Origin of the sequence: Xanthobacter sp. (assembly GCF_041911315.1) — a bacterium.
GTDB lineage: Bacteria > Pseudomonadota > Alphaproteobacteria > Rhizobiales > Xanthobacteraceae > Xanthobacter > Xanthobacter aminoxidans.
On record NZ_JAYRPE010000058.1, the window covers coordinates 1 to 21,822 of the forward strand.

Here is a 21,822-nt window from a genome sequence, read left to right on the forward strand (position 1 = left end):
GCGGTCGCCTTCGCGGCGGGGGCCGGAGCGCTTGAAGCCGCCGTCATCCTCATAGCGGCGCGGCCGCTCGTCGCCGCCCCCGGAGCGGGTGGGGCGGCGGCGGAAATCTTCCTTTTCCTCGCGCGGGCCGCGTCCACGCGGCGCGTCATCGCGGAAGGAGGGGCGCCCCTCGCGGCGCGGCCGCTCGGCGGCTCCTTCGTCCCGGCTGCGACGGAAGGGACGTCCCTCGCCTTCGCCCGCTGCCGGACGGGCGCGGCGCGGCGCCTCGTCCTTGGGCGCGCGGACACGCTCGACCTTCACGGAGCGGCCCTTGCGGTCGGCGACGGTGCCCACGCGCTCGGTGCCGTGCTCCTCGCTGGCGCGACGGCGCACGCGCGGCGCGGCGGGGCGGATGACATCCTCTACCGGCGCGTCGAACTCCTCCCGCTCGCGGCTGGCGCGGCGAGATGGCACTTTCCGCCCGCCGGCCTTGTCGGCCTCGGCCTGCCGGCGTCCCGCGGGACGGTAGGCGGGACGCACGGGGATTTCTTCAATCTCCCGCTCCACCAACAGACCGGTGAAATCCGCACCGGCGGCAGTGGCAAGGTCAGCTCCGATCTGGTCGCGCAGCACGCGGGTGCGCACTTCCTCGACGCTGCCCTCGGGGATCTCGCCCAGCTGGAACGGACCGTAGGAGACGCGGATCAGTCGGTTCACCGCGAGGCCGAGCGCGCCGAGCACGTTGCGGATCTCGCGGTTCTTGCCCTCGCGGAGCGAGACCGTGATCCAGGCGTTGGCGCCCTGCACACGGTCGAGCTCAGCTTCGATGGGGCCGTACTCGACGCCATCCACGGTGATGCCCTTGATGAGCGTGTCGAGCTTGGCCTGATCGATCTCGCCGTTGGCGCGCACGCGGTAGCGGCGGAGCCATCCGGTCTCGGGCAATTCCAGCACGCGGGCGAGACCGCCGTCATTGGTGAGCAGCAGCAGGCCCTCGGAATTGAGGTCCAGCCGGCCCACGCTGACGAGGCGCGGCAGGCCCTTGGGCAGGATCTCGAACAGCGTCGTGCGGCCTTCCGGGTCGCGGTTGGTGGTCACGACGCCCTTGGGCTTGTGGTAAAGGAAGAGGCGGGTGCGCTCCCGCTCGGGGAGTGGCTCCCCGTCGATGGTGATGGCGTCAGCGGGCGTGACGGTGACGGCAGGGCTGGTGAGCACCTCGCCGTTGACCGCCACGCGGCCGGCCTCGATCCATTCCTCGATCTCGCGGCGCGAGCCGAGGCCGGCGCGGGCGACGACCTTGGCGACGCGCTCTGCCTCCTTCTGAGGGGCGGCGGGGAGTTCGCGCTTCTGGCGCGGAACGCGGTTCTTGTCCTTGCGGGGCGGTGATGTGCGCGGCATGAGGGGGAGTTAGCACAGCGCAGGCTGCGCGGCGAGCGCGGCGATGGGCTGGGCGAGATCAGGGGCGGTTAAAGGCACCATGTCGGGAACCTTCATGCAGATGGCGCTCAACGAAGCGCGCGCGGCAGCCGAGCGGGGCGAGGTTCCGGTCGGCGCGGTTCTCGTGCGCGGGTCGGAGGTTGTCGCCCGCAATGGCAACCGCACGCGCGAGCTGAACGATCCCACCGCCCATGCGGAAATGCTGGTGGTCCGCGCGGCGGGCGCGCAGCTCAAGACCGAACGTCTGATGAACTGCGACCTCTACGTGACGCTGGAACCCTGCGCCATGTGCGCGGCGGCGCTGTCCTTCGCGCGCATCCGCCGGCTCTATTTCGGCGCGCCCGATCCCAAGGGTGGCGCCGTGGAGCACGGTCCCCGCTTCTTCTCCCAGCCCACCTGCCACCATGCGCCGGAGGTCTATGGCGGCATCGCCGAGCGGCAGGCGGCCGAGGTGTTGCGGGCGTTCTTCCAGGAACGCCGGTAGTCGGTCTAGGGCCGTCCCTGCGCCAGGAACGGCATCGCCACATCGAGCATCGCCTTCGGGGCTTCCTCCGCCACGAAATGGCCGGCCTCGATGGCCTGTCCTTCCACCTGCGGCGCAAACGCCTTCCAGGCCTCCAGTGGGCTGGCGCCACGGCTCGGGATTCCGGCGGCGCCCCACAGCGCGAGCGTCGGGCAGGAGAGGGTTCGACCCGCGGCGATGTCCGCCTCGTCATGGGCGAGGTCGATGGTGGCCCCGGCCCGGTAGTCCTCGCACATGGCGTGCAGCCGGTCGGGCGAGGAAATCGCCGCACGATAGGCCGCCATGGCGCGCGGATCGAAAGCCGAAAGGTCCTTGTGCGCCGTCCAGCTCGCCATGGTCCAGTCAAGGAACCATGCGGGATTGCCACCCACCAGCTTCTCGGGGAGGGGCTTCGGCTGGGCCAGCATCGCCCAGTGATAGACCTGCAGCGCGCGCGCCCGGTCCATGCGGTGCCACATCACGTAGGTGGGCACGATGTCGAGCAGCACCAGCCGGTCGAGCCGGCCGGGATGGTCCAGCCCCAGCCGGTAGGCGGCCCGCGCGCCGCGGTCATGGCCCATGACGGAGAAATGGGCGAAGCCGAGGCTTTCCATCACCTCCACCATGGCGGCTGCCATGGCGCGCTTGGAATAGGGGAAATGATCGGCCCCGCCCTCCGGCGCCGCGCTCCAGCCGTAGCCGGGCAAATCGGGGATGATGAGGGTGTGCTGCTCGGCGAGCTTCGGCGCCACGCGGTGCCACATCACGTGGCTCTGGGGGAAACCGTGGAGCAGGAGCAGGGGAGCACCCGTTCCCCCCTGCCGCAGGAAGATGCGGCCGGCCTTCGTATCCACGTAGTGCGAGGCAAATCCGGGAAAAAGATCAGACAGATCGGACACATGAACCTCCCTCTCGCCGTCCCGTGGGCCGGGGCGGCCGGAATTGCGGACAGCTCTTCAAGACGGGACTAAGGCGGCGGGTTCCGGGATCAGTCGAACACCTTGTCGGCCGCCGTGATGAGACCGAGGCTCGGCGAGGACGCGCAGAATCCGGCAAGTTTTTCGGCATTCTTCACGAACTTGTCCGTGTCGATCACCGGCGGCGCGTCGTCGTCCTTGTAGTAGGCATCGAGCCACGTGAGGATGATGGTGATCGTATCCTTGTCCGCCTGCAGGAACTGCTGGCAGGTCATGGTCGAAAGATCCCATTTCTCGGCCGCCGCCGGGCTCAGGCCCGCAAACAGGACGATTGCACCAACACCAAGACGTTTCAGCATTGCGCCCTCCCATGATGCTGCGGCCGTTTCGGCCTGCGCCGGTATGATGCGCCGGGGAACGGAGCGGCACCAGCCAGAGGCCGGCTCCCCGGCCAAGCACGTTCGCGCGAGGCCGGCCGTCGTCAGCGTGCGTCGAGCACGGCGGCGCAGGCGTCGGGCAGATCGGCGAGGGTGAGGGGCGGCTTGGGCTTAGAGGGTTCCTTCTCCGGCTTGGGGTGCAGCACGGCGTCGGTGAACCACCAATCCAGCTCCGATCCGCAGCCATCCCCCGTCGGCGGGGCCTCCTGCGGCCGGCAGTCGGGGCTGGAGGCCGGGCAGGTGAGGCGGATGTGCATGTGGTAGTCGTGCCCCCAATAAGGCCGCACCTTGGCGAGGAAGGACCGGTCGCCCGTCGCCTCCCGGCACAGCGCCTTCTTGATGGCGGCGTTGACGAAAATGCGCTCCACCCGCGGCTCGACGGCGGCGGCGCGGATCACCTTCCAGGTGTCCGGGCGCCAGTTGGCGGGATCGATGTCCTTGCGGTCGGCGCGGACCATCATGGAGGCGGAGAGCTTTTCCCGTTCCTCGCGGGTGAGTTCGCGGCCGGGGCTGGGGGTGAGCCAGATGTCGGCGTCGAGGCCGATCTGGTGGGAGGCATGGCCGGTGAGCATGGGGCCGCCGCGTGGCTGGGCCATATCGCCGACGAGAATGCCTTGCCAGCCAGACACTTGCGGCACCTTCGCCGAGAAGCGTTCGAGGAAGGCGACGAGGTCCGGGTGGCCCCAGTTGCGGTTGCGGGACAGGCGCATGACCTGCCAGTTCGGACCGTTGACGGGCAAGGCCTGGGCGCCGGCGAGGCAGCCCTTGGAATAGAAACCGATGCTGCGCGCGGCCATGGGGGCGGGCTGGGCGGCGCGGCCGAACAGCTCCTTGGCCGGCACCGGGGCTGCGGGCTTGGCCGTCGGCTGGGCACAGGCAGCGGAGCCGAGGACGGCGAGGATTGCCGCGGCGGCGAGCCGACGCATCAGCTCGTAACCTTCTGGGCCATCACGACGAATCCGCCGTCGCTCCGGGTGCCGGGGTGGGCGGGCAGGTCGGTGAGGAACAAGGTCGTGCCCGGCGTCACCAGCGCGGCCACCTGCTTGTTGATGGAGGGATCGACGCTGATCCGGGCCAGCGCATCCTGCGCCAGACCGGCCACGACGCCGTTGCCCTCATAGGAAACGGCGCTCCAGCGGGGCGCGGCTCCGTCTTTGCTCATGAGCACATAGACGAGGTTTCCCAAGGGGTTCTGCGGATCGCGGATGCTCACGGGACCCTGCACTGCGGTCTGTGCGCCCTTGAGGACGGTGATGGAGCTGTCGGCCCGGCTCACCACCATGGAGATGGGCTCCGGGGCGGCGGTGGCGTCCTGGGGGGCGCCTTCGCCGGTGGCGGAGGTCGCGAGCTGCTGCTCCAGACCCTCGCTCATGATAAGTCCCGGATGCAAAACATCTTCTGGCGCCGAATGGCGGTCGGCGATGATGACCGGGGTGCCCAGGTGGGTGATGCCGAAGACCAGCTTGGAGAAGGCCAGCGGCAGGTGAACGCAGCCGTGGGAGGAGGGGTATCCAGGGAGGCCGCCCGCGTGCAGCGCCACGCCCGACCATGTCAGGCGCTCCGTGTAAGGCATTGATGCGTCGTTATAAAGCGAGGAATGGTGGTCCACGTCCTTGCCCAGGATCGTGAATACCCCGGTAGGGGTTTCGTGCCCGTCCTTGCCGGTCGAGACCGTGGAGGCCCCTATCCGGACACCGTTTCGGTAGACGAAGCAGAGCTGGTCCGACAGGTTCACCACGATGGCCACGAAGCCGTCCGGCGAACGCTCGGGATACCAGACGTAAGTGCCTGGTTTCAGGGCTTTAATTTCCGAAAGGTCGGGATCGTCGGCGGCGATGGCGGGCAGCAGGGAGTCCGCCGCAAGGGCGCCGGCGAGGGTCGCGGCGAGCTTCAGGGTTCCGCGGCGGGAGAGGCTGAACGGGACGGCCATCGGCGATTCACCCCAGGTTTCCGAATCGGGTTTCACCACGTTTTCGCCCGGGGTTCGGGGCCTGTCCAATGGTGTCAGCTCTCGAATCGACACCTCATCCCAGCATGGGCACGGTTCGCTCTACGTTAATACCGTTCGCCGTGATCCGGCAGGCGAGGCCGATCGCCTCCACCCCGGCGTCCCGCGCCCGGTCGAAGGCGCGCCCGTAGCCGGGGTCGAGATCGCGGGCGAGGGCGATGGAACCGGCCGAACCGATCTGGCTGATATAGACCATCACCGCCCGCCGCCCGGCCGCCACCTCGCCGGCCAGCTCATCGAGGTGCTTGGCGCCGCGGGCGGTCACGCAGTCGGGGAACTCGGCCTTGCCGGGGGCGCGCATGAGGTGGACGTTCTTCACCTCCACGAAGCAGTCGGGGCGGGCGTCGTCTTCCAGCTTGATGTCGACGCGGCTGGCCTTGCCGTATTTCACCTCCCGCCGCATCCGGGCGTAGCCGGCGAGGGCGGGCACCTGGCCGGCGGCGATGGCCTCGGCCACCAGCAGATTGGGGTGCATGGTGTTCACCCCCACCCATTCCGGCCCGGCGCCGAAATCGGCCTCCACCAGCTCCCAGCTCAGGGCCAGCTTGCGGGCGGGGTTGAGGGAGCGGGAGAGGAGCACGCGGCTGCCGGGGGTATCGAGCCCCAGCATTGCACCGGAATTGGCCACATGCGCGGTGGTCTCTGTGCCGTCGTCCAGCACCACGTCGGCGAGGAAGCGCTTGTAGCGCCGCACGAGGCGGCCCGGCAGCAGGGGGGCGGCGAACAGCATCAGACGCGTGCGTCTGCGCGGCCGGCGAGGCACATGAGGGTCTGGGTGGCGGTGGCGCAGTGGGTGCGGGTGCCGCCGGCCTCGGCGTAGACCTCGATCTTCGCCACCGTGAGGGTCCGCCCCGCCCGCGTCACCTCGCCCACGGCCACGAGCCGCTCGCCCTTGCCGGGGGCCATGATGTTGATCTTGTACTCCACCGTCAGCACGGTCGAATCCGGCGGGAACAGGCTGTAGGCGGCATAGCCGCCGGCGGTGTCGGCGATGGCACCGATGGAGCCGCCGTGGAAATAGCCGTGCTGCTGCGTCACCTTTTCCGCATGGGGCAGCACGATCTCCACCCGCCCCGGCGCCACCGCGCCGAGGGTGGCGCCGATGAGGGTCATGAAGGGCTGGCGGGCGAAGCTGTCGCGCACCTTGGTCTCATAGGCAGGATCGCGGGGGGTGAAAGGATCGGTCACGGTGGCCGTCATGCTGGGAGGAGGAAGAGGAGGGAGGATAGCCGGGCGATGACGGCACCTCCAACGGAAAGGCTGGCCGGCGGGCGCTGCGGAATTTCCCCGCGTTGACAGCAGCCGGGCCGGCGCCTCTTCTGGCATGGGGCTGCGGGCGACCGCGGCGGGGGGCAGGGTCACATGAGCTACGTCTATCTTCTCATCGCCATCGTTGCCGAGGTCATCGCCACCTCGGCGCTGAAGCAGGCGGAAGGCTTCACCAAGTTCGGCCCCTCGGTGATCGTGGTGGTGGGCTATTGCATCGCCTTCTTCTGCCTGTCGCTCACCCTGCGCACGCTGCCGGTGGGCATCGCCTATGCCATCTGGTCCGGCGTCGGCATCGTGCTCGTCACCGGATTCGCCTGGATCTATTACGGCCAGAAGCTGGACCTGCCGGCGCTGATCGGCCTCGGGCTCATCATCGCCGGCGTCATCGTCATCAACCTGATGTCCAAGAGCGTCGCGCACTGAAGCGAAGCGCACTCAGGCCTACAGCTCCTCGGCACCCTCTTTGGCGCGGGCGAGGAGCGTCTTCGCCGCGATGAGCGCGTCCTTCTCCGGGTCGTGCACCACGGCGCCGAATGAGCCGGCGAGGGCGGCGAGCACCGCCATGGCGCTCACCTCCTCGCGGATGTCGCCGCTCCACTTGATGTCGGCGGCCACGTCCCGCGCGCCCAGCACCGGGGCGAGGGCCGGAGATTTGCCGCCATCCTCCCCCACCGCGCGGAAGCGCAGGGTGAAGCCGGCATCCTCGCCGTGGAGGGTGCAGGGCAGGTAGCCGGAGGTTAAAAGCGGCACATAGCCGTCATCCAGCACCAGCTTGAGCTTGAAGGCATCGAGCGCCGCCTGAAGCGCGGCACGGTCGGGCACATCGGCCCGGTTGAGATAGGCGGTACGGGCGCGCGCCATGGCGGGCAGCTCCAAGGATTGAAATATGGGGGCCGGTCGGGCCGGCGGCGATGAAACGGCGGGAGTTTAGAGGATTCCTGCGGGAGACGGAATCCGCCGTTCCCCGGACAAGCGACGGCGCAGCCGGAGCGCTGATCCGGGGTCCAGCGCAAGGGTTCCGCGCAGCGGGCAAAGCCTAAGGGCGTTGGGGGCAGGAAGCGCCTTCGGCGGTCTCTTGCGCTGGGTCCCGGCTCGCATTCCGCTGCGCTGCATGCGTCCGGGACGCGAGGGTGGTTCCCCGGACAAGCGACGGCGCAAGCCGGAGCGCTGATCCGGGGGCCAGCGCAAGGGTTCCGCGCAGCGGGCAAAACCTGAGGGCGTTGGGCAAGGAAGCGCCTTCGGCGGTCTCATGCGCTGCGTCCCGGCTCGCATTCTGCTTTCGCTGCATGCGTCCGGGACGCGAGGGCGGAACCCCCAAACGAAAACGGCGCCCCGGCGGTGAGGCCGGGACGCCGTGTTCAAAGCTTGCAACCGGCGCCGGGGTGCCGGCGCCGCAGGCCTCAGGCCAGAATCAGGCTTCCTCGCCTTCCTCGGCAGCGATCTCGGCGGCCACGGCGGCGCGCTCGATGGCGAGCTCGGCCTCGATCTCGGCGTCCTCGTCACGGGCGGTGCGCACGTCCTCGCCGCGGGCCTGACGCTCGGCCTCTTCCGCGTTGCGGGCGACGTTGACCTGCACGGTCACCTCGACCTCGGGGTGCAGGCTCACCGGCACCACATGCAGACCCAGGGTCTTGATGGGGTGGTTCATCACGATCTGGCCGCGGTCGAGGCTGAAGCCGTTGGCGGTGAAGCCCTCGGCGATGTCGCGGGTGGAGACCGAGCCGTAGAGCTGGCCGCTCTCGCCCGCCTGACGGATCATGATGACGGCCTGGCCGGCGAGCTTCTCGGCCACCGCCTCGGCGTCCTTGCGGCGCTCCAGGTTGCGGGCCTCGAGCTCGATCTTCATGGTCTCGAACCGCTCCTTGTTCGCCTTGGTGGCGCGCAGGGCCTTGCCGTTCGGCAGCAGGTAGTTGCGGCCGAAGCCGTCCTTCACCTTCACCACTTCGCCCATCTGGCCGAGCTTGGCGACGCGCTCGAGAAGAATGACGTCCATTTTGGTTCTCCTGTCTCTGATCGTTGGATTTACGGTGTTTTTCAGCGGTCGTTCGCGGCGGGCGGGCTTTGCCCGGAGCCCATGCGCGAGCGGAAGTCGAACATGGCGTCGGCGAAGCCGAGCAGCGCCATGGCGAGGATCGGCCAGCTGAGCGCGGCGGCGGTGAGCCACAGCCCGGCGAGGATGAGGAAGCGGGCCGAGTGGCCGATGGTCACCGCATGGACCACGGCGAAGCCCGCCAGCGCGTAGGCGCACACCAGCGTCGCGGCCGCGGCGGAGGCGGACAGCCCCAGCATCGCCCCGGCCATGGACAAGGCGATCGCCACCGCCAGCACCAGCGAGGTGACGGGCGGCAGGCGGAAGGCCGACAAAGTCGGCCACGGACGCCTGAGGCGGCCGGAGATCAGCGCGGCGCGGGCCGCGAGATAGAGGCAGACGAGCTGCGAGACCATGGCCGCCACCGCCACCATGGCAGGCAACATGTGCGCGAAGGCAGCGCCCAGGACCTTGACATCGGCCTGTGGCTTGTCGGGCAGCATCTGACCCGAGACGAACGCCTCGTACATCACCACGAACATGGCCACCACCGTGCGGCGATAGCTCTCGTAGTCACCGGCGACGGCGAACAAGGCGATGATGACGGCGAGGGTCGAGACGGCGGCGGAGAGCAGCACCAGCCCACCCACCGGGAACCACACCAGCCCGTCGCGGCCGGCCGGATCGGGCCGTGCGAGCATGGCCGCATAGGACAAGGCGAAGGCCGGTCCGCCGATGCTGACCGCGTAGGTGAGGACGAGGCTGCCGCCGAAGGCGAGGCCGATCCCCGCCCCGCCCACGAGAACCGCCACCAGCGCCGAGAGCGGCGAGAAGGCGAGGCCGGCGATCATCACCGGCAGGGGCGAGAGATAGAACAGGGGCACGGCCAGCGCCGATCCCGCCGCGGCTCCGGCGGCAAGAAGGGCAGATGCGAGGCCGGCAGCCACGCCTGTGAGAAGAAGGTACACCATCTCGACAAGCTGTCCCGCGGGTGCGGTTAGAGGCGGATTTTCCGCCCCAGCAAACGCTCCGGGGGTCATTCCCCGAAGCGCGTCGCTAAAGGAAGGGCGCCCTCCCGAAGGGGGCGCCCAAAATCAGCGGATCAGGCGATCAGCGGATCACGAAGGGCAGCAGGCCCAGGAACCGCGCGCGCTTGATGGCGGCGGAGAGCTCGCGCTGCTTCTTGGCGGAGACCGCCGTGATGCGCGAGGGCACGATCTTGCCGCGCTCGGAGATGTAGCGCTGCAGGAGACGCACATCCTTGTAGTCGATCTTCGGCGCGTTCGGGCCGGAGAAGGGGCAGGTCTTGCGACGGCGGAAGAAGGGACGGCGCTGACCGCCGCCGGCGCCGGCACCACCGGACGATGCGAAAGCCATCAGTTGCCCTCCTCGGCCTGCACTTCATCGGTCGGACGCGGACGGCGCGGCCGATCCTCGCGGCCGCCGAAGCGGTCGCCACGATCACCGCGGTCGCCACGCTCTCCGCGCTCGCCACGGTCGTCCCGGTCACGCTTCTGGAGCATGGCGGAGGGACCCTCCTCGTGCTCCTCGACGCGCAGGGTGAGGATGCGCAGGACGTCCTCGTCGATGCGCTGCTGGCGCTCCAGCTCCTGCACCGCCGCCGCGGGGGCGTCGATGTTCAGAAGGGTGAAGTGGGCCTTGCGGTTCTTGTTGATGCGATAGGTGAGGGACTTCACGCCCCAGTACTCGGTCTTACCGACCGAGCCGCCATTCGCCTCGATGACACCCTTGAACCGGGTGGTGAGTTCCTCGACCTGCTGCGCCGTGACGTCCTGGCGCGCGAGGAACACGTGCTCGTAGAGCGGCATGTGTTCACTGCCTTTCGGTTTCACTCTTCCGTCCACCGGCGCCAAGCCCTTCTTGCCTTTCGGAAAGGCGCGAAGCTCGGAAGGCGGGGACACGGGACGACGGACTTTCGCCCTGTCTTCCGACGCCTTGGCCAAACCCGTGGGGTGGGCCGCGGCAAAAGAAGACCGTCCGTTCAGCCCCCGGCCGGGTGCGACGGAAGCGGGGCGTATAGCAGGTTTCGGAGGAAAGGCAAGGCGGGAGGGGGCCGTCCAGGCTCTCTCTCCTACGGCCCGATCCAGGTTTGCCCACCCGCGCCTTCCAGGCGGATGCGGGCGAAATCGGCGAGGCCCGTGCCGCGCTGGAAGGCGCTCAGGGCGATGATCCACACACCCACCACCCGCGCCGGATCGGCGCCGCCCACGCAGCGCCGATAGTCGGACAGCAGCGGCTGCCGCTCGCCGAGCCACTGGCCGAGGCCCTCGGCGCCGGAGCGCACGGCCATATGGGTCTCCACCTGGTCCCACCAGGGCAGCGGGCAGCGGAAGGTGGTGCCCACCGGCAGGGAGGAGCTCCAGAAATAGGTCAGGTCCTGCCCGGTGTCGAACTCCACCGCGAGGGAGAGATAGTCGTGGGTCGGCGCGATGTCCTCGGCGACCGTGGAGGGCAGGCGCTGGATGCGCCAGTCCCAGGCGATGGCAAGGTCGTCGGTCAGCTCCAGGCTGAGCGGATATTTGATGATGCCGGCATCCTCGACGCAGCGGCAGGCGATGCGCGGGGGCGCGTCCGTGTCCACCGCCTCGCAGAAAATGGAGGTGGCGCCCACCCGCCACAGGGGCGCCCAGCCGGGCGGCAGCGGGCGAAAGGCCGCGATCCGCGCGACCTCGCGGGCCGCAAGGCCAGTGGAATCGACCGCCGCGAAGGCGGCAAGGCCCGCGTCCCGGTCGCCGCGCCAGACCAGCGCCGCGACGCAAAGGCCACCATCCTCCAGGGTCGAGGCGGGATCGAAGCGCCCGCTTTCGTCGATCCACTGCCCCGCCAGGTGGCAGATCAGCTCGAGCGGCCCGTCCCGCTCGGCGGTGAAGCTGAAGGTGTCGCCTCCCACCTTGCCGATGGGGCCGCCGCCGATGCGGTACCAGAGCGACAGACCGCCGGTGACGAACAGGTCGAAAGCGCGGGAGAGCCAGGCGATGCCCGAAGACACGAGTGTGACCGTCTCGCCCCGCGTGACGGATATTCCAGTCGCCAGCCATTGGGCGTCATGGGCCGGCAGGTGGAGCACTGCGCCCGCCCGTACCTCCGCCTGCACCGCACCAACGGCTGTGCGAAGGGCAGCCTGAACCGCTTCCGGCGCCTCGATTTCAGAAGATTTGCTCATGTTGCGTTCCATCCCTGAAGCTGCGCGGGCGGTTGTGCCGCCCGTCAGCCGCGAGGATGGCGCGGGGCCGGCGGCGGTTCTTGCCATTTCGCGACAGGACGAGACGCGGATGACCGGATGGGGCCTCACCAAGGCCCGCTCCATGGGGCGGGTCGCAGAGGTGGTGGAGCGCGCGGGCGGCTCACCCGCGAAGGTGTTCCGCGCCGCCGAACTCCCGCTGCGGCTGGTGGACCATCCCGAGCGGCTGATCCTCCTGCGCGACCAGTTGCGCCTCATCGCCTGCGCGGCGCGGGAGATCGGCGATTCGGCGCTGGGGGCGCGGCTGTCGGTGGAAGCCGGCATCCCCGGCCTCGGCGCCCTCGCCGACCACGTTCTCGGCGCCGACCGGCTCGACGTGGCCATCGCCCGCGCCAACGGCATGATGGGCACCCTGCTGCAATCCTCGACGCGAATCGAACTCTGGGCCGAAGACGGGATCGCCCACTGGACCTATGGCGTCACCGACCGCTCCGACGAAGGGCGCCAGTTCAACGAATGCCTCGCCCTCGGCTACATGCTCGATCTGCTGCGCCGGTTCATCGGCCCGCGCTTCACCCCACTGCGGGCGGCGGTGGCCGGGCCGCCCCTCCCTGGCCGGACGGCGGTCGAGGATGTGCTGCGCACGGATCTTGGCCGCAGCGCCCGCGCCCTTGTGAGCTTTCCCGAGGCGCATCTCCTTGCGGAGAACCCCGCACCGAGGCCGCAGCGGGTGGAGCCCGCGGGGCGGGAGACCATCCCCGATGATCTGGTGGGTCTGGTGGAGCATCTGATCCGGCTGGAGCTTCTGGCGGGGCGGCCGGCGCTGGCGCCGGTGGCGCAGCGGCTCGGCATGTCGGCGCGCACGCTGCAGCGCCGGCTTGTGCTTCGCGGCATCACGTTCGAGCAGGTCGCCCGGTCGGTCCTCAGGGCCGAGGCGGAGAGCCTGTTGCGGCAGCGCCGAGTTTCCATCGCCGCGGTCGCGTTGGACCTCGGCTATTCGGAGCCGGCCCATTTCACCCGGGCGTTCCGCGGTTGGACCGGCCTCTCCCCCCGCGCCTGGCAGCGCCGGAGCGCCTGAGCCGGGGCGGAAAACGAACTGCCCTCAATACAGCCCGACGCTGGCCGGCGGGCGGGGCGCGGTCGGCTTGGCGCTCGCGGGCTTGGCCGTCGCGGTCGTCGCCGGCTTCGTGCCGGTGGAGCCGGTGGTGTTGGCGGCGGCGGCTGTGCCCTGGGGCTTCGGCTTCTTCTTCGGCGCCGGGTTAAGCGAAGCGACCTTGGGCTCCGGCATCGCCTTGTTCATGGCGATGAGCTGGGAGACGGTGACGAACTTGTAGCCCTTGGCGATGAGGTCATCGAGCGTCTTCGGCATGGCGTCCACCGTGGTGGGGTGGATGTCATGGGCGAGGATGATGGCGCCCGGATGCACATTCTTCAGGATGCGGTCGTGGATGACCTGCGCGTTGCGGTCCTTCCAGTCCAGCGGGTCCACGGACCAGTAGATGAAGGTGGAGCCGAACTTCTCGCGCAGATGCGCGCGCAGCGCCGGGGTCATCGCGCCGTAGGGCGGGCGCAGATTGTGGATCTTGAGGCCGGTGATCTGCTCGATGGCGGCGTTGGTGTCGCCGATCTGCTTGTCGGCGGCGGCCACCGGGATCTTGGGCAGCTGGGGGTGATCCCAGGAATGGTTCGCCACCTCGTGCCCCTGCGCGATCATCTGCTTGATGATGTTGGGCGAGGCGACGGCGCGGCTGCCGAGCACGAAGAAGGTGGCCTTGATGCCCCGCTGCTCCAGCATCTTCAAAAGGCGCGGCGTGGTCTCGGGGTTGGGGCCGTCGTCGAAGGTCATGGCGATGTAGGGGCCATCGACCGTCGCCGAGGAATAGGCGATGAGATTGTGCGGGTTGGTGCCCGTCGCCTCGGCCGCGGGCGCAGCCATGCCGGTGCTCGAGGGCAGGTTGGGCGGGGGCGGCTCCATCATGGAGGAGGGCACGGGCCCGGTCATCAGCGCGGGGTGCGGCGCGGTGAAGGTCGACGTGGGCGGCGCAGAAGGCGCGGTTCCGGACGGCGTCAGAGTCTGCGCGCAGGCGGGGACGATGACGGTGGCGGAGAGGAGAGCGGCGGCAAGAAGCGCCGGAAATCCCCGGATGGCCTTCACTTCAGGCTTCACGGCGGAACCACTTTCTGATGCGGACGTGCAGAGCTGCGCCCAATGTCCATCGCTCGTTATGGATAAATTGTGAAGCGGGCGTGGCCAACCCCCAGTTTCCTTATCGTAAGGTTGGCTTGACACGCGATTCGAGAATCGCCCTGACGTGGCTCTTGCCACCCCCTTGCCTTGACTCGCCCACAATCCCGGTGTCTCTCCGCTCGCCAATTTCCAGCCGGAGGCCGCCCATGACCGAAGGGTCGCGCACAACACCCCAGACTGCCTTCATTTTTCCCGGTCAGGGCAGCCAGGCCGTGGGCATGGGCAAGGCCCTCGCCGACAATTTCCCGGCCGCCAAGGCCGTGTTCGAGGAAGTGGATGCCGCCCTCGGCGACAGCCTGACGCGGGTGATGTGGGAAGGTCCTTCCGACGAACTGACCCTCACCGCCAACGCCCAGCCGGCGCTGATGGCGGTATCCATTGCCGCGCTGCGGGTTCTCGAATCGGAAGCGGGGCTTGATCTCGCCCGCGAGGCGGCCTTTGTCGCCGGCCATTCGCTGGGCGAATATTCGGCGCTGGCCGCTTCCGGCGCCCTCACGGTGACCGAGGCGGCGCGGCTCCTGCGCATCCGCGGCCGCGCCATGCAGGATGCGGTGCCGGTGGGCGAGGGCGCCATGGCGGCCCTCCTCGGCCTTGACTACGACCAGGCCGTCGCGGTGGCGGCGGAAGCCGCCGGCGACGACGTGTGCGAGGCAGCCAACGACAACGCCCCCGGGCAGGTGGTCGTCTCCGGCACCAAGGCCGCCGTGGAGCGCGCCATTCTCATCGCCAAGGAGCGCGGCGCGCTGAAGGCGGTGCTGCTGCCGGTGTCCGCCCCCTTCCATTGCCGCCTCATGGGCCCGGCCGCCGAGGCCATGGAAGTGGCCCTCTCCGGCTCCACCGTCATGACCCCCCGCGTGCCGCTGGTGGCCAATGTGCGCGCCTCCCCGGTGACCGACCCGGCCGAGATCGTCCGCCTGCTGGTAGAGCAGGTGACGGGCACCGTGCGCTGGCGCGAGAGCGTGATCTACATGGCGGGCGCAGGCGTCACCCGCGTGGTCGAGGTGGGCGCCGGCAAGGTGCTCTGCGGCCTCGTGAAGCGCATCGACAAGCAGATCGCGGCCAGCGCCGTGGGCACGCCCGACGACGTGGCGGCCTTCATCGCCGCCCGCAACGCGGCCGCTTCCGCCGCCTGACATTTCTCACCACACGGGCGCCCTCCCCGGAAAAATCCGGGCGAGGGCGCCCGTGTGTCGGGACACCACCCACCCAAGCCGATACAACCGGCGGCGCAAAAGCCGCGACACCCGAAAGAAACTGGGGGCTGACATGTTCGATTTGACCGGCAAGACCGCGCTCGTGACCGGCGCCACCGGCGGCATCGGCGGCGCCATCGCCAAGGCGCTGCATGCCCAGGGCGCCACCGTCGCCGTCTCCGGCACCCGCCGCGAGGCGCTCGACGCCATCGCCGCCGAGATGGGCGGTGAGCGCGTGTTCGTGCTGCCGTGCAACCTCGGCAACACCGAAGAGGTGGAGAAGCTCATTCCCGCCGCCGAGGAGGCGCTGGGCGGGCATGTGGACATCCTCGTCAACAATGCCGGCATCACCCGCGACAACATCTTCATGCGCCTGTCGGACGAGGCGTGGGATCAGGTGATCGCGGTGAACCTCACCGCCGCCTTCCGCCTGTCGCGCGCCGCCGTGCGCACCATGATGCGCCGCCGCTCCGGCCGCATCATCTCCATCACCTCCATCGTCGGCGTCACCGGCAATGCGGGGCAGGGCAACTACGCTGCCGCCAAGGCCGGCATGATCGGCATGTCCAAGTCGCTGGCGCAGGAAGTCGCCTCGCGCGGGGTGACGGTGAACTGCATCGCCCCCGGCTTCATCGCCACCCCCATGACCGACGCGCTCAACGAGAAGCAGCGCGAGGGCATCCTCAAGGCCGTGCCCGCCGCCAAGCTCGGCACGCCCGAGGACATCGCCGCCGCCTGCGTCTATCTCGCGTCCAATGAAGCCGCCTACGTCACCGGCCAGACGCTGCACGTCAACGGCGGCATGGCGATGATCTGAGGCCCTTCGATCCCGCATCCCGACGTCCGCCTGCTACCTTCAACCGGGCGTAAGTTGTAAGCGGGATCGGAACACTTCTATCCTGGAGATGCGTGCGGGGGATGGGAGGCACGCATGAGGATAGAGCGTGTGCGTGCGGGCTCTCAGCCGGCAAGCGTCCCCTTGCGGCAGAAGCCCAGGGGTATTGTTTCGCATTTCTGGCGCCGCATCCTCGATCTCACCCTGGTGCTGTGGGTGGTCCGGGTTCCGCTGCTGAGCGTCCTCCTCGGCCTCGCGCTGATGGCGGGGGTGACGCAGGCGCAGGACGTGACCCTCGATGTGGCCATGGCCGGCGCCCCGGTGGGCGCTGCGGCCGGCCTCTCCCGCGCCATTGTCTCCCTCGTCGCCGCGGTCTTCCTGCTGTGGGCCATGCCGGTGCACTACGCCGCGCGCCTGCTGGTGGAGACGGACAACGGCCTTGCGGTGCTGGTCGCCCGGCGCGATGCCTCGGCCGGCCACCGCGGCATCGTCGGGCGTGACCGGCTGATGGCGGCGATGGTGCGCGAGGTGCCCCGTCTGATCGGCCTTGCGCCCTTCCTGGCCTTCGCCATCGGCGCCAACGCAGCCATCGGCAATCTGCCGACGCTGGCCGACCGCCCCGCCATCGCCGCCGCCCACCACCAGTTGGTGCTGCTCGTCTGGGCCATGCTGGCGGCGGTGCCACTCTTCTATCTCTATTGCGTGCTGCGCGGACGGTTGACGCAGGTGCGAGCCCTCGCCGCGCTCGACCGCGTGCTCGGGCGCTGGCTGAAGCCGGTGTTCGGCCTGCTGGCCATCGCGCCGCGGCGGGACGATGCGGCAGGCCAGCTCCACGCCTCCGGCCGCCTCGCGCTCCTCTTCTACGCCTTGCTGGTGGTGGCGGTGCTGGTGGCGAGCCCGCACTGGCTCGCCGCGCGCCTGCCGCTCGCCTTTGCCGTGCCGCTGATCTTCGGCGGCTGGGTGCCCATCCTCGCCTATCTGTCCTCGGTGGGGCGGCGCTTCCATGTGCCGATCCTGACCGGCCTGTTCATCGCCGGGGCGATCGGCGTCTATGTGTTCGGCGACAACCACGCGGTGCGCACCGTGACCGCCGACGAGCCGGCCTACCGTCGCACCAGCCTCGTGCAGGCCGTCCATCTGTGGATGCGGGCCAATGGCTGCGCGGAGCAGCCCTCATCCTGTCCGCGCCCGATCATCGTCGCAGCCGCGGGCGGGGCGAGCCGGGCGGGCTTCTTCACCGCCAGCGTGATCGGCCATTTCCTCGACTACGACCGGCAGAAGCAGGCCTTCGGCTTCACCCGCGCCGATGGCTCGAAGGTGAGCCGCGCGGCGCGGGACGACGGGCGTTTCTCGGCGGCCATCCAGAGCGTGCTCGACGGCCAGGAACGCCAGGGGAAGAACGTCGCCACCCACCTGTTCGCCCTCTCCGGCGTCTCGGGCGGCTCCTACGGCGCGGCGGTGGTGGCCGCCGCCTTGTCCGCCCGCACCGGGACTGCGCCGCCGTGCCCCACCGAGGCGCCGGCCCACTGGTTCGGCGGCGCCATCCACGGCTGGCGCGACTGCCTGGAGAGCATGACGGCGGACGACTTCCTCACCGCCACCTTCTTCGGCCTCGCCTTCCACGATCAGGTGCAGCTCTTCCTGCGCGACCGCGCCGCGCTGCTGGAGGAGGCCTGGGAGGCGAGCTTCGCCCGCCATGTGGCGGCGGCGGGCGCCAATGCCGGCCCCGGCGCCGCGCGCCGCCTCTCCGAGCCGTTCCTCGGCGCCCCGCGCGATCCCGAGCACTGGGTGCCCTATCTCGTGCTCAACGGCACGTCGGTGGAGACCGGCCAGCGCATCATCACCACCGACATCCTGCCGACCTACGCGGCCTCCAGCCGCTGCCCGAGCGGCGGCCCCACGGCCGAATGCCCGATCTTCACCCACGCCATCGACTTCCACAGCCTCGTGCGCTCGGACCTCGACGTGCGGCTCTCCACGGCGGCCACCAATTCGGCGCGCTTCCCGGTGATCTCGCCCCCCGGCTCCATCTATCAGGTGGACACGGACGTGGTGGATCGCATCGTGGACGGCGGCTATTTCGAGAATTTCGGCGCCGAGAGCGCGCTGGAGCTGGCGCAGGCCATGGTGGACGTGGAGCCGGCCCTCGCGCCCTTCGTCCTCGTCGTCTCCAACGATCCCCAGAGCGTGCTCACCGAGGAGCGCACCGCCCGCGGCGTGGTGGTGCCGGATGCGGCGGAGCACAGCTTCCTGCCCGAGGTCGTCGGCCCCGTCGATGCCATCGGCGCGGTGCGCAGCGGGCGCGGCCGGCTCGCCGTGGCCCATGCCGCCGCCTGGCTCGATGGCCGCTTCGGCGGGCGCTGCGCGGTGAACCTCGTGCAGATCAAGGTCTGGCCGGAGGACAGCGCCGGCCATTGCCCGGTGGGCACGGCGACGCCGGAGAAGATCCGGCAGGTCTCCATGAGCTGGTGGCTCTCCAAGCCGGTGCAGATGAACCTGCACGAGCAATTGGAGCCCACCGCCGACCGCTGCAACAACCGCACCGCCGTGGAGCAGGTGTGGACCGCCCTCGCCACCCGCTCGGAAGCCTGCACCGGGCCGACGCCCTGAGGCGGGCTCATCCGGCCCGCGCGCGCCCCGCGGGTCAAATCGTCGCGTGCCGTATTGCGGTGCGGCACGGTTGGTGTTTTCATTTCGAGGTTGCGGCGCTTCAGGCCGGGAACTTCGGGTCGCAGGGGGTGGCCCGAACCCTCCGTTGCCGGGAAGCGGGAAAGGATCGAGCGGACGAAACCGGAGGCGGCCGATGGAACGGTTGCTGGAGACACTTCTGCGTCGTGTCGTCGTCGATGGCGCGCTGAAGGTGACGACGGCCTCGGGCCGCACCTTCACCGTGAAAGGCTCCCCCCGCGCCGGACCGATCCCCGAGCCGCTCGCCGTGCGCTTCACCACCGCCGAGGCCGAGCGGGGCATCGTGCTTGATCCCGAGCTGAAGCTCGGCGAGGCCTATATGGACGGCACGCTGGTGATGGAGGAAGGCAGCATCGCCGACCTCCTCGCGCTGCTCATGTCCCAGCCCGCATCCTTCAATCCCAGCGTGCCGGCCAAGGCGTTCCACGTGCTGCGGCGGCTCGGGCGGCGCATCGCCCAGTTCAACCCGCCCGAGCGGTCGCGCCGCAACGTGGCGCACCATTACGACATCGATGGCCGGCTCTATTCCCTCTTCCTCGATCACGACCGGCAGTACAGCTGCGCCTATTTCGAGCATGAGGGGCAGAGCCTCGACGACGCCCAGCTCGCCAAGAAGCGCCACATCGCGGCGAAGCTGGTGCTGGACCGGCCGGGGCTCAAGGTGCTGGACATCGGCTCCGGCTGGGGCGGGCTCGCCCTCTATCTCGCCGAGATGGCGGGGGCTGAGGTCTCCGGCGTCACCCTCTCGCAGGAGCAGCTGGCGCTCGCCACCGCCCGCGCCGACGAGCGGGGCATGGCGGCGCATGTCTCATTCTCCTTGCAGGACTATCGGGACGTGGATGGCCCGTTCGACCGCATCGTCTCGGTGGGCATGTTCGAGCATGTGGGTGTGGACCATTACGGCGCCTTCTTCCGCAAGGCGCGGAGCCTCTTGAAGGACGACGGGGTGATGCTGCTGCACGCCATCGGCCGGTCCGACCCGCCCGGCGTCACCAACCCGTTCATCGCCAAATACATCTTCCCCGGCGGCTACATTCCGGCGCTGTCGGAGGTGACGCCGCACATCGAGAAGAGCGGGCTCGTCGTCACCGACATCGAGCTGCTGCGGCTGCATTATGCCGAGACGCTGAAGGCGTGGCGCCAGCGCTTCCTCGCCCGCCGGGAGGAGGCGGCGCGGCTCACCGACGAGCGCTTCTGCCGCATGTGGGAATTCTACCTCGCCGCCAGCGAGATGGGCTTCCGCCATCAGGGCCTGAACGTGTTCCAGATCCAGCTGGCGCGCCGCCAGGAGGCGGTGCCGCTCACCCGCGGCTACATCGCCGAGGCCGAGACGCGCCTCAGGCGGGCGGAGGCGGCGCAGGGCGCACCGCTTCGGCTGGCGGGGGAGTAGGGGGCTCGACGGGGGCAAGCGACGCCGGCGGCCTGTTCCCCGGACCAGCGACGGCGAAAGCCGGAGCGCCGAGCCGGGCGCCAGCGCAAGACTCCCCGCGCAGCGGGGCAAAGCCCGAGGATCGTAAGGCCCGGAAGCGCCTACGGCGGTCCCTTGCGCTGGGCCCCGGCTCGCATTCCGCTAACGCTGCATGCGTCCGGGGCGCGAGGGTGGTGCGTATGCCACCGTCATGCCCACCCCCTCAGACGAAATACAGCCAGGTGATCAGCGCGAAGGGTGGCAGCAGGAAGCTGAACGACCACGCCATGTAGCCGAAGAAGCTCGGCATCTTCACGCCGCGATGGCGGGCGATGGAGAGCACCATGAAGTTGGGTGCGTTGCCGATATAGGTCAGCGCGCCCATGAACACCGCGCCGGCCGAGATGGCCTCCAGCGTCACCGCCAGCGGCCCCATGAGCTGGTGGGGATCGCCGCCGGCGAGGTTGAAGAACACGAGGTAGGTCGGGGCATTGTCGAGGAAGGCGGAGAGGGCGCCCGTCAGCCAGAAGTACCAGACGTTCACCGGCTGGCCGTCCGGCGTGGTGACGAGGTTGACCAGCGGGGCGAGGGCGCCGCTGGCGCCGGCCTTCAGGATGGCGATGACGGGAATGATGGTGAGGAAGATGGCGGCGAACAGCTTCGCCACTTCCAGGATGGGCTCCCAGTCGAAGCCGTTGCGCTCGCGCACCAGCGCCGGGGTGATGGCCAGCGAGATCAGCGCGAACACCACGAGCAGCACGTCGCGCACCACCCATTGCAGCTCCAGATGGGTGCCGTAGACGTCGAAATTGATGCCCGGCTTCCACAGCGCCGAGATGAGGATGGCGCCGATGATGCCGCCGAGCAGCGGCAGGTTCTGCGCCCCGCGCAGGCCGAGGTTGTCGGTCGCCGGGGTGGGGTCCGGCGGATTGCGGATCACCTCGTCCTCGCGGGCGTAGAAGAAGCGGTCCAGCAGGTAATAGGCGACGAGCAGGATGGCCGCGATCACCGCCGTGTCGTGCAGCAGGTGGGTGGTGGTCCAGAAGAAGTTCACGCCCTTCAGGAAGCCGAGGAACAGGGGCGGATCGCCCAGCGGCGTCAGCGAGCCGCCGATGTTCGACACCAGGAAGATGAAGAACACCACCGTGTGCACATTGTGCCGGCGGTCGTCATTGGCGCGCAGCAGCGGGCGGATGAGCACCATGGAGGCGCCGGTGGTGCCGATGAGGCTGGCGATCACCGTGCCGAAGGCCAGGATCACCGTGTTGACCAGCGGCGTGCCCTTGAGATTGCCGGTGACGAGGATGCCGCCGGACACGGTGAACAGGGCAAACAGCAGGATGATGAAGGGGATGTATTCCAAGAGTGCCGTGTGCACCACCTCGTGCGCCGTCGCCGACGGGCCGTAGGTGAGCGAGAAGGGCACCGCGAAGGCCAGCCCCCAGAACAGCGCCACCTTGCCGTAATGGTGGTGCCAGAAGTGGTTCGCGAGCAGCGGGAACAGGGCGATCGACAGCAGCATGCCGGCGAAGGGGATGCCCCAGAGCAGCGGGAGCTTCGCGCCGTTGAGGGCGGGAACCCCGTCCGCCGCAAGCGCAGGCGCGGCTGATAGGGTGGTCAGGAGGAGTGTTGCGGCAATTCCCGAAGCGACTCTCATCCCGCGACCCGGC

22 protein-coding genes are annotated in these 21,822 nt (G+C 69.5%); 7 read left to right on the top strand and 15 right to left on the bottom strand.

Annotation, left to right across the window (positions count from 1 at the left end; all coding sequences use genetic code 11):
* A partial coding sequence (locus tag ACE3QW_RS16400; protein ID WP_374252574.1) for a pseudouridine synthase occupies window positions 1–1,377 on the bottom strand: 1,377 nt, incomplete at its 3' end.
* A gap of 79 nt (window positions 1,378–1,456) precedes the next feature.
* Between ACE3QW_RS16400 and ACE3QW_RS16405 the strand changes: the two genes are divergently transcribed.
* On the top strand, window positions 1,457–1,900 hold the full coding sequence (locus tag ACE3QW_RS16405; RefSeq protein ID WP_024279712.1) for a nucleoside deaminase: 444 nt from the start codon (window positions 1,457–1,459) through the stop codon (window positions 1,898–1,900).
* A gap of 5 nt (window positions 1,901–1,905) precedes the next feature.
* Here ACE3QW_RS16405 and ACE3QW_RS16410 read toward each other — a convergent pair whose 3' ends face one another.
* The 6 genes from ACE3QW_RS16410 to ACE3QW_RS16435 all read right to left on the bottom strand — a co-directional run bounded on the left by ACE3QW_RS16410 (window position 1,906) and on the right by ACE3QW_RS16435 (window position 6,468).
* On the bottom strand, window positions 1,906–2,817 hold the full coding sequence (locus tag ACE3QW_RS16410) for an alpha/beta fold hydrolase (RefSeq protein ID WP_374252576.1): 912 nt from the start codon (window positions 2,815–2,817) through the stop codon (window positions 1,906–1,908).
* 89 nt (window positions 2,818–2,906) lie between these two features.
* Entirely contained in the window at window positions 2,907–3,194 is a 288-nt protein-coding gene (locus ACE3QW_RS16415) for an HdeA/HdeB family chaperone (RefSeq protein ID WP_156026371.1), read from the bottom strand.
* Between the two features lie 122 nt (window positions 3,195–3,316).
* Window positions 3,317–4,198, bottom strand: coding sequence for a penicillin-insensitive murein endopeptidase (mepA, locus tag ACE3QW_RS16420; RefSeq protein WP_374252578.1), 882 nt, complete (start codon window positions 4,196–4,198; stop codon window positions 3,317–3,319).
* The gene (locus ACE3QW_RS16425; protein ID WP_374252580.1) at window positions 4,198–5,202 is read right to left on the bottom strand and encodes a L,D-transpeptidase; all 1,005 of its coding nucleotides are present in this window, start codon (window positions 5,200–5,202) and stop codon (window positions 4,198–4,200) included. The genes mepA and ACE3QW_RS16425 overlap by 1 nt, the downstream gene beginning before the upstream one ends.
* Window positions 5,203–5,296: 94 nt before the next feature.
* Window positions 5,297–6,010: a DNA/RNA nuclease SfsA gene (sfsA, locus tag ACE3QW_RS16430; protein ID WP_374252582.1), complete on the bottom strand. Its 714-nt coding sequence runs from the start codon at window positions 6,008–6,010 to the stop codon at window positions 5,297–5,299.
* Window positions 6,010–6,468 (bottom strand): PaaI family thioesterase, encoded by a 459-nt coding sequence (locus ACE3QW_RS16435; protein ID WP_374252584.1) that lies wholly within the window; start codon window positions 6,466–6,468, stop codon window positions 6,010–6,012. Before ACE3QW_RS16435 ends, sfsA begins: the two co-directional genes overlap by 1 nt.
* A gap of 174 nt (window positions 6,469–6,642) precedes the next feature.
* Here ACE3QW_RS16435 and ACE3QW_RS16440 point away from each other — a divergent pair, with 174 nt between their 5' ends.
* Complete coding sequence (locus ACE3QW_RS16440; RefSeq protein ID WP_374252585.1) at window positions 6,643–6,972, top strand: multidrug efflux SMR transporter; 330 nt, start codon at window positions 6,643–6,645, stop codon at window positions 6,970–6,972.
* An 18-nt stretch (window positions 6,973–6,990) separates the two neighbouring features.
* On the opposite strand, the gene ACE3QW_RS16445 is transcribed toward ACE3QW_RS16440, so the two are convergent.
* From ACE3QW_RS16445 to ACE3QW_RS16470, 6 genes are all read right to left on the bottom strand, one after another.
* Window positions 6,991–7,410, bottom strand: a complete 420-nt coding sequence (locus ACE3QW_RS16445) for a hypothetical protein (protein ID WP_374252587.1) — start codon at window positions 7,408–7,410, stop codon at window positions 6,991–6,993.
* Between the two features lie 550 nt (window positions 7,411–7,960).
* Window positions 7,961–8,542 (bottom strand): 50S ribosomal protein L9, encoded by a 582-nt coding sequence (gene rplI / locus ACE3QW_RS16450; RefSeq protein WP_024279703.1) that lies wholly within the window; start codon window positions 8,540–8,542, stop codon window positions 7,961–7,963.
* 41 nt (window positions 8,543–8,583) lie between these two features.
* Complete coding sequence (locus ACE3QW_RS16455; RefSeq protein WP_374252589.1) at window positions 8,584–9,549, bottom strand: DUF2232 domain-containing protein; 966 nt, start codon at window positions 9,547–9,549, stop codon at window positions 8,584–8,586.
* Between the two features lie 139 nt (window positions 9,550–9,688).
* A complete protein-coding gene (gene rpsR, locus ACE3QW_RS16460; RefSeq protein ID WP_024279701.1) occupies window positions 9,689–9,955 on the bottom strand; it encodes a 30S ribosomal protein S18 in 267 nt (88 codons plus the stop codon).
* On the bottom strand, window positions 9,955–10,407 hold the full coding sequence (gene rpsF, locus ACE3QW_RS16465; protein ID WP_024279700.1) for a 30S ribosomal protein S6: 453 nt from the start codon (window positions 10,405–10,407) through the stop codon (window positions 9,955–9,957). Before rpsF ends, rpsR begins: the two co-directional genes overlap by 1 nt.
* Before the next feature lie 263 nt (window positions 10,408–10,670).
* On the bottom strand, window positions 10,671–11,762 hold the full coding sequence (locus ACE3QW_RS16470) for a DUF3047 domain-containing protein (RefSeq protein ID WP_374252591.1): 1,092 nt from the start codon (window positions 11,760–11,762) through the stop codon (window positions 10,671–10,673).
* Here ACE3QW_RS16470 and ACE3QW_RS16475 point away from each other — a divergent pair.
* The gene (locus tag ACE3QW_RS16475) at window positions 11,761–12,858 is read left to right on the top strand and encodes a helix-turn-helix domain-containing protein (protein ID WP_374252593.1); all 1,098 of its coding nucleotides are present in this window, start codon (window positions 11,761–11,763) and stop codon (window positions 12,856–12,858) included. The two genes, ACE3QW_RS16470 and ACE3QW_RS16475, sit on opposite strands and share 2 nt — an antisense overlap.
* A gap of 24 nt (window positions 12,859–12,882) precedes the next feature.
* On the opposite strand, the gene ACE3QW_RS16480 is transcribed toward ACE3QW_RS16475, so the two are convergent.
* Complete coding sequence (locus tag ACE3QW_RS16480; protein ID WP_374252595.1) at window positions 12,883–13,947, bottom strand: polysaccharide deacetylase family protein; 1,065 nt, start codon at window positions 13,945–13,947, stop codon at window positions 12,883–12,885.
* 227 nt (window positions 13,948–14,174) lie between these two features.
* On the opposite strand from ACE3QW_RS16480, the gene fabD reads away from it, so the two are divergent.
* From fabD to ACE3QW_RS16500, 4 genes are all read left to right on the top strand, one after another.
* Complete coding sequence (fabD, locus tag ACE3QW_RS16485) at window positions 14,175–15,161, top strand: ACP S-malonyltransferase (protein ID WP_374252597.1); 987 nt, start codon at window positions 14,175–14,177, stop codon at window positions 15,159–15,161.
* Between the two features lie 133 nt (window positions 15,162–15,294).
* Window positions 15,295–16,038: a 3-oxoacyl-[acyl-carrier-protein] reductase gene (gene fabG, locus ACE3QW_RS16490; protein WP_029557911.1), complete on the top strand. Its 744-nt coding sequence runs from the start codon at window positions 15,295–15,297 to the stop codon at window positions 16,036–16,038.
* 129 nt (window positions 16,039–16,167) lie between these two features.
* Window positions 16,168–18,666, top strand: coding sequence for a hypothetical protein (locus ACE3QW_RS16495; protein ID WP_374252599.1), 2,499 nt, complete (start codon window positions 16,168–16,170; stop codon window positions 18,664–18,666).
* A gap of 193 nt (window positions 18,667–18,859) precedes the next feature.
* Window positions 18,860–20,134: a class I SAM-dependent methyltransferase gene (locus tag ACE3QW_RS16500; protein ID WP_374252601.1), complete on the top strand. Its 1,275-nt coding sequence runs from the start codon at window positions 18,860–18,862 to the stop codon at window positions 20,132–20,134.
* Window positions 20,135–20,375: 241 nt separating this feature from the next.
* Here ACE3QW_RS16500 and ACE3QW_RS16505 read toward each other — a convergent pair whose 3' ends face one another.
* Window positions 20,376–21,809 carry a sodium:proton antiporter gene (locus ACE3QW_RS16505; protein WP_024279694.1) on the bottom strand — a complete coding sequence of 478 codons (1,434 nt, stop codon included), beginning with the start codon at window positions 21,807–21,809 and terminating at the stop codon, window positions 20,376–20,378.
* Window positions 21,810–21,822: the final 13 nt, after the last annotated feature.

Excerpts from the sequence above, each read along its gene's own strand:
- ACE3QW_RS16405 (WP_024279712.1), top strand. The coding sequence starts at position 1,457 with ATGTCGGGAACCTTCATGCAGATGGCGCTCAACGAAGCGCGCGCGGCA.
- ACE3QW_RS16415 (WP_156026371.1), bottom strand. The coding sequence starts at position 3,194 with ATGCTGAAACGTCTTGGTGTTGGTGCAATCGTCCTGTTTGCGGGCCTG.
- mepA (WP_374252578.1), bottom strand. The coding sequence starts at position 4,198 with ATGCGTCGGCTCGCCGCCGCGGCAATCCTCGCCGTCCTCGGCTCCGCT.
- ACE3QW_RS16425 (WP_374252580.1), bottom strand. The coding sequence starts at position 5,202 with ATGGCCGTCCCGTTCAGCCTCTCCCGCCGCGGAACCCTGAAGCTCGCC.
- sfsA (WP_374252582.1), bottom strand. The coding sequence starts at position 6,010 with ATGCTGTTCGCCGCCCCCCTGCTGCCGGGCCGCCTCGTGCGGCGCTAC.
- ACE3QW_RS16440 (WP_374252585.1), top strand. The coding sequence starts at position 6,643 with ATGAGCTACGTCTATCTTCTCATCGCCATCGTTGCCGAGGTCATCGCC.
- ACE3QW_RS16445 (WP_374252587.1), bottom strand. The coding sequence starts at position 7,410 with ATGGCGCGCGCCCGTACCGCCTATCTCAACCGGGCCGATGTGCCCGAC.
- rplI (WP_024279703.1), bottom strand. The coding sequence starts at position 8,542 with ATGGACGTCATTCTTCTCGAGCGCGTCGCCAAGCTCGGCCAGATGGGC.
- ACE3QW_RS16455 (WP_374252589.1), bottom strand. The coding sequence starts at position 9,549 with ATGGTGTACCTTCTTCTCACAGGCGTGGCTGCCGGCCTCGCATCTGCC.
- rpsR (WP_024279701.1), bottom strand. The coding sequence starts at position 9,955 with ATGGCTTTCGCATCGTCCGGTGGTGCCGGCGCCGGCGGCGGTCAGCGC.
- rpsF (WP_024279700.1), bottom strand. The coding sequence starts at position 10,407 with ATGCCGCTCTACGAGCACGTGTTCCTCGCGCGCCAGGACGTCACGGCG.
- ACE3QW_RS16475 (WP_374252593.1), top strand. The coding sequence starts at position 11,761 with ATGTTGCGTTCCATCCCTGAAGCTGCGCGGGCGGTTGTGCCGCCCGTC.
- ACE3QW_RS16470 (WP_374252591.1), bottom strand. The coding sequence starts at position 11,762 with ATGAGCAAATCTTCTGAAATCGAGGCGCCGGAAGCGGTTCAGGCTGCC.
- fabD (WP_374252597.1), top strand. The coding sequence starts at position 14,175 with ATGACCGAAGGGTCGCGCACAACACCCCAGACTGCCTTCATTTTTCCC.
- fabG (WP_029557911.1), top strand. The coding sequence starts at position 15,295 with ATGTTCGATTTGACCGGCAAGACCGCGCTCGTGACCGGCGCCACCGGC.
- ACE3QW_RS16500 (WP_374252601.1), top strand. The coding sequence starts at position 18,860 with ATGGAACGGTTGCTGGAGACACTTCTGCGTCGTGTCGTCGTCGATGGC.
- ACE3QW_RS16505 (WP_024279694.1), bottom strand. The coding sequence starts at position 21,809 with ATGAGAGTCGCTTCGGGAATTGCCGCAACACTCCTCCTGACCACCCTA.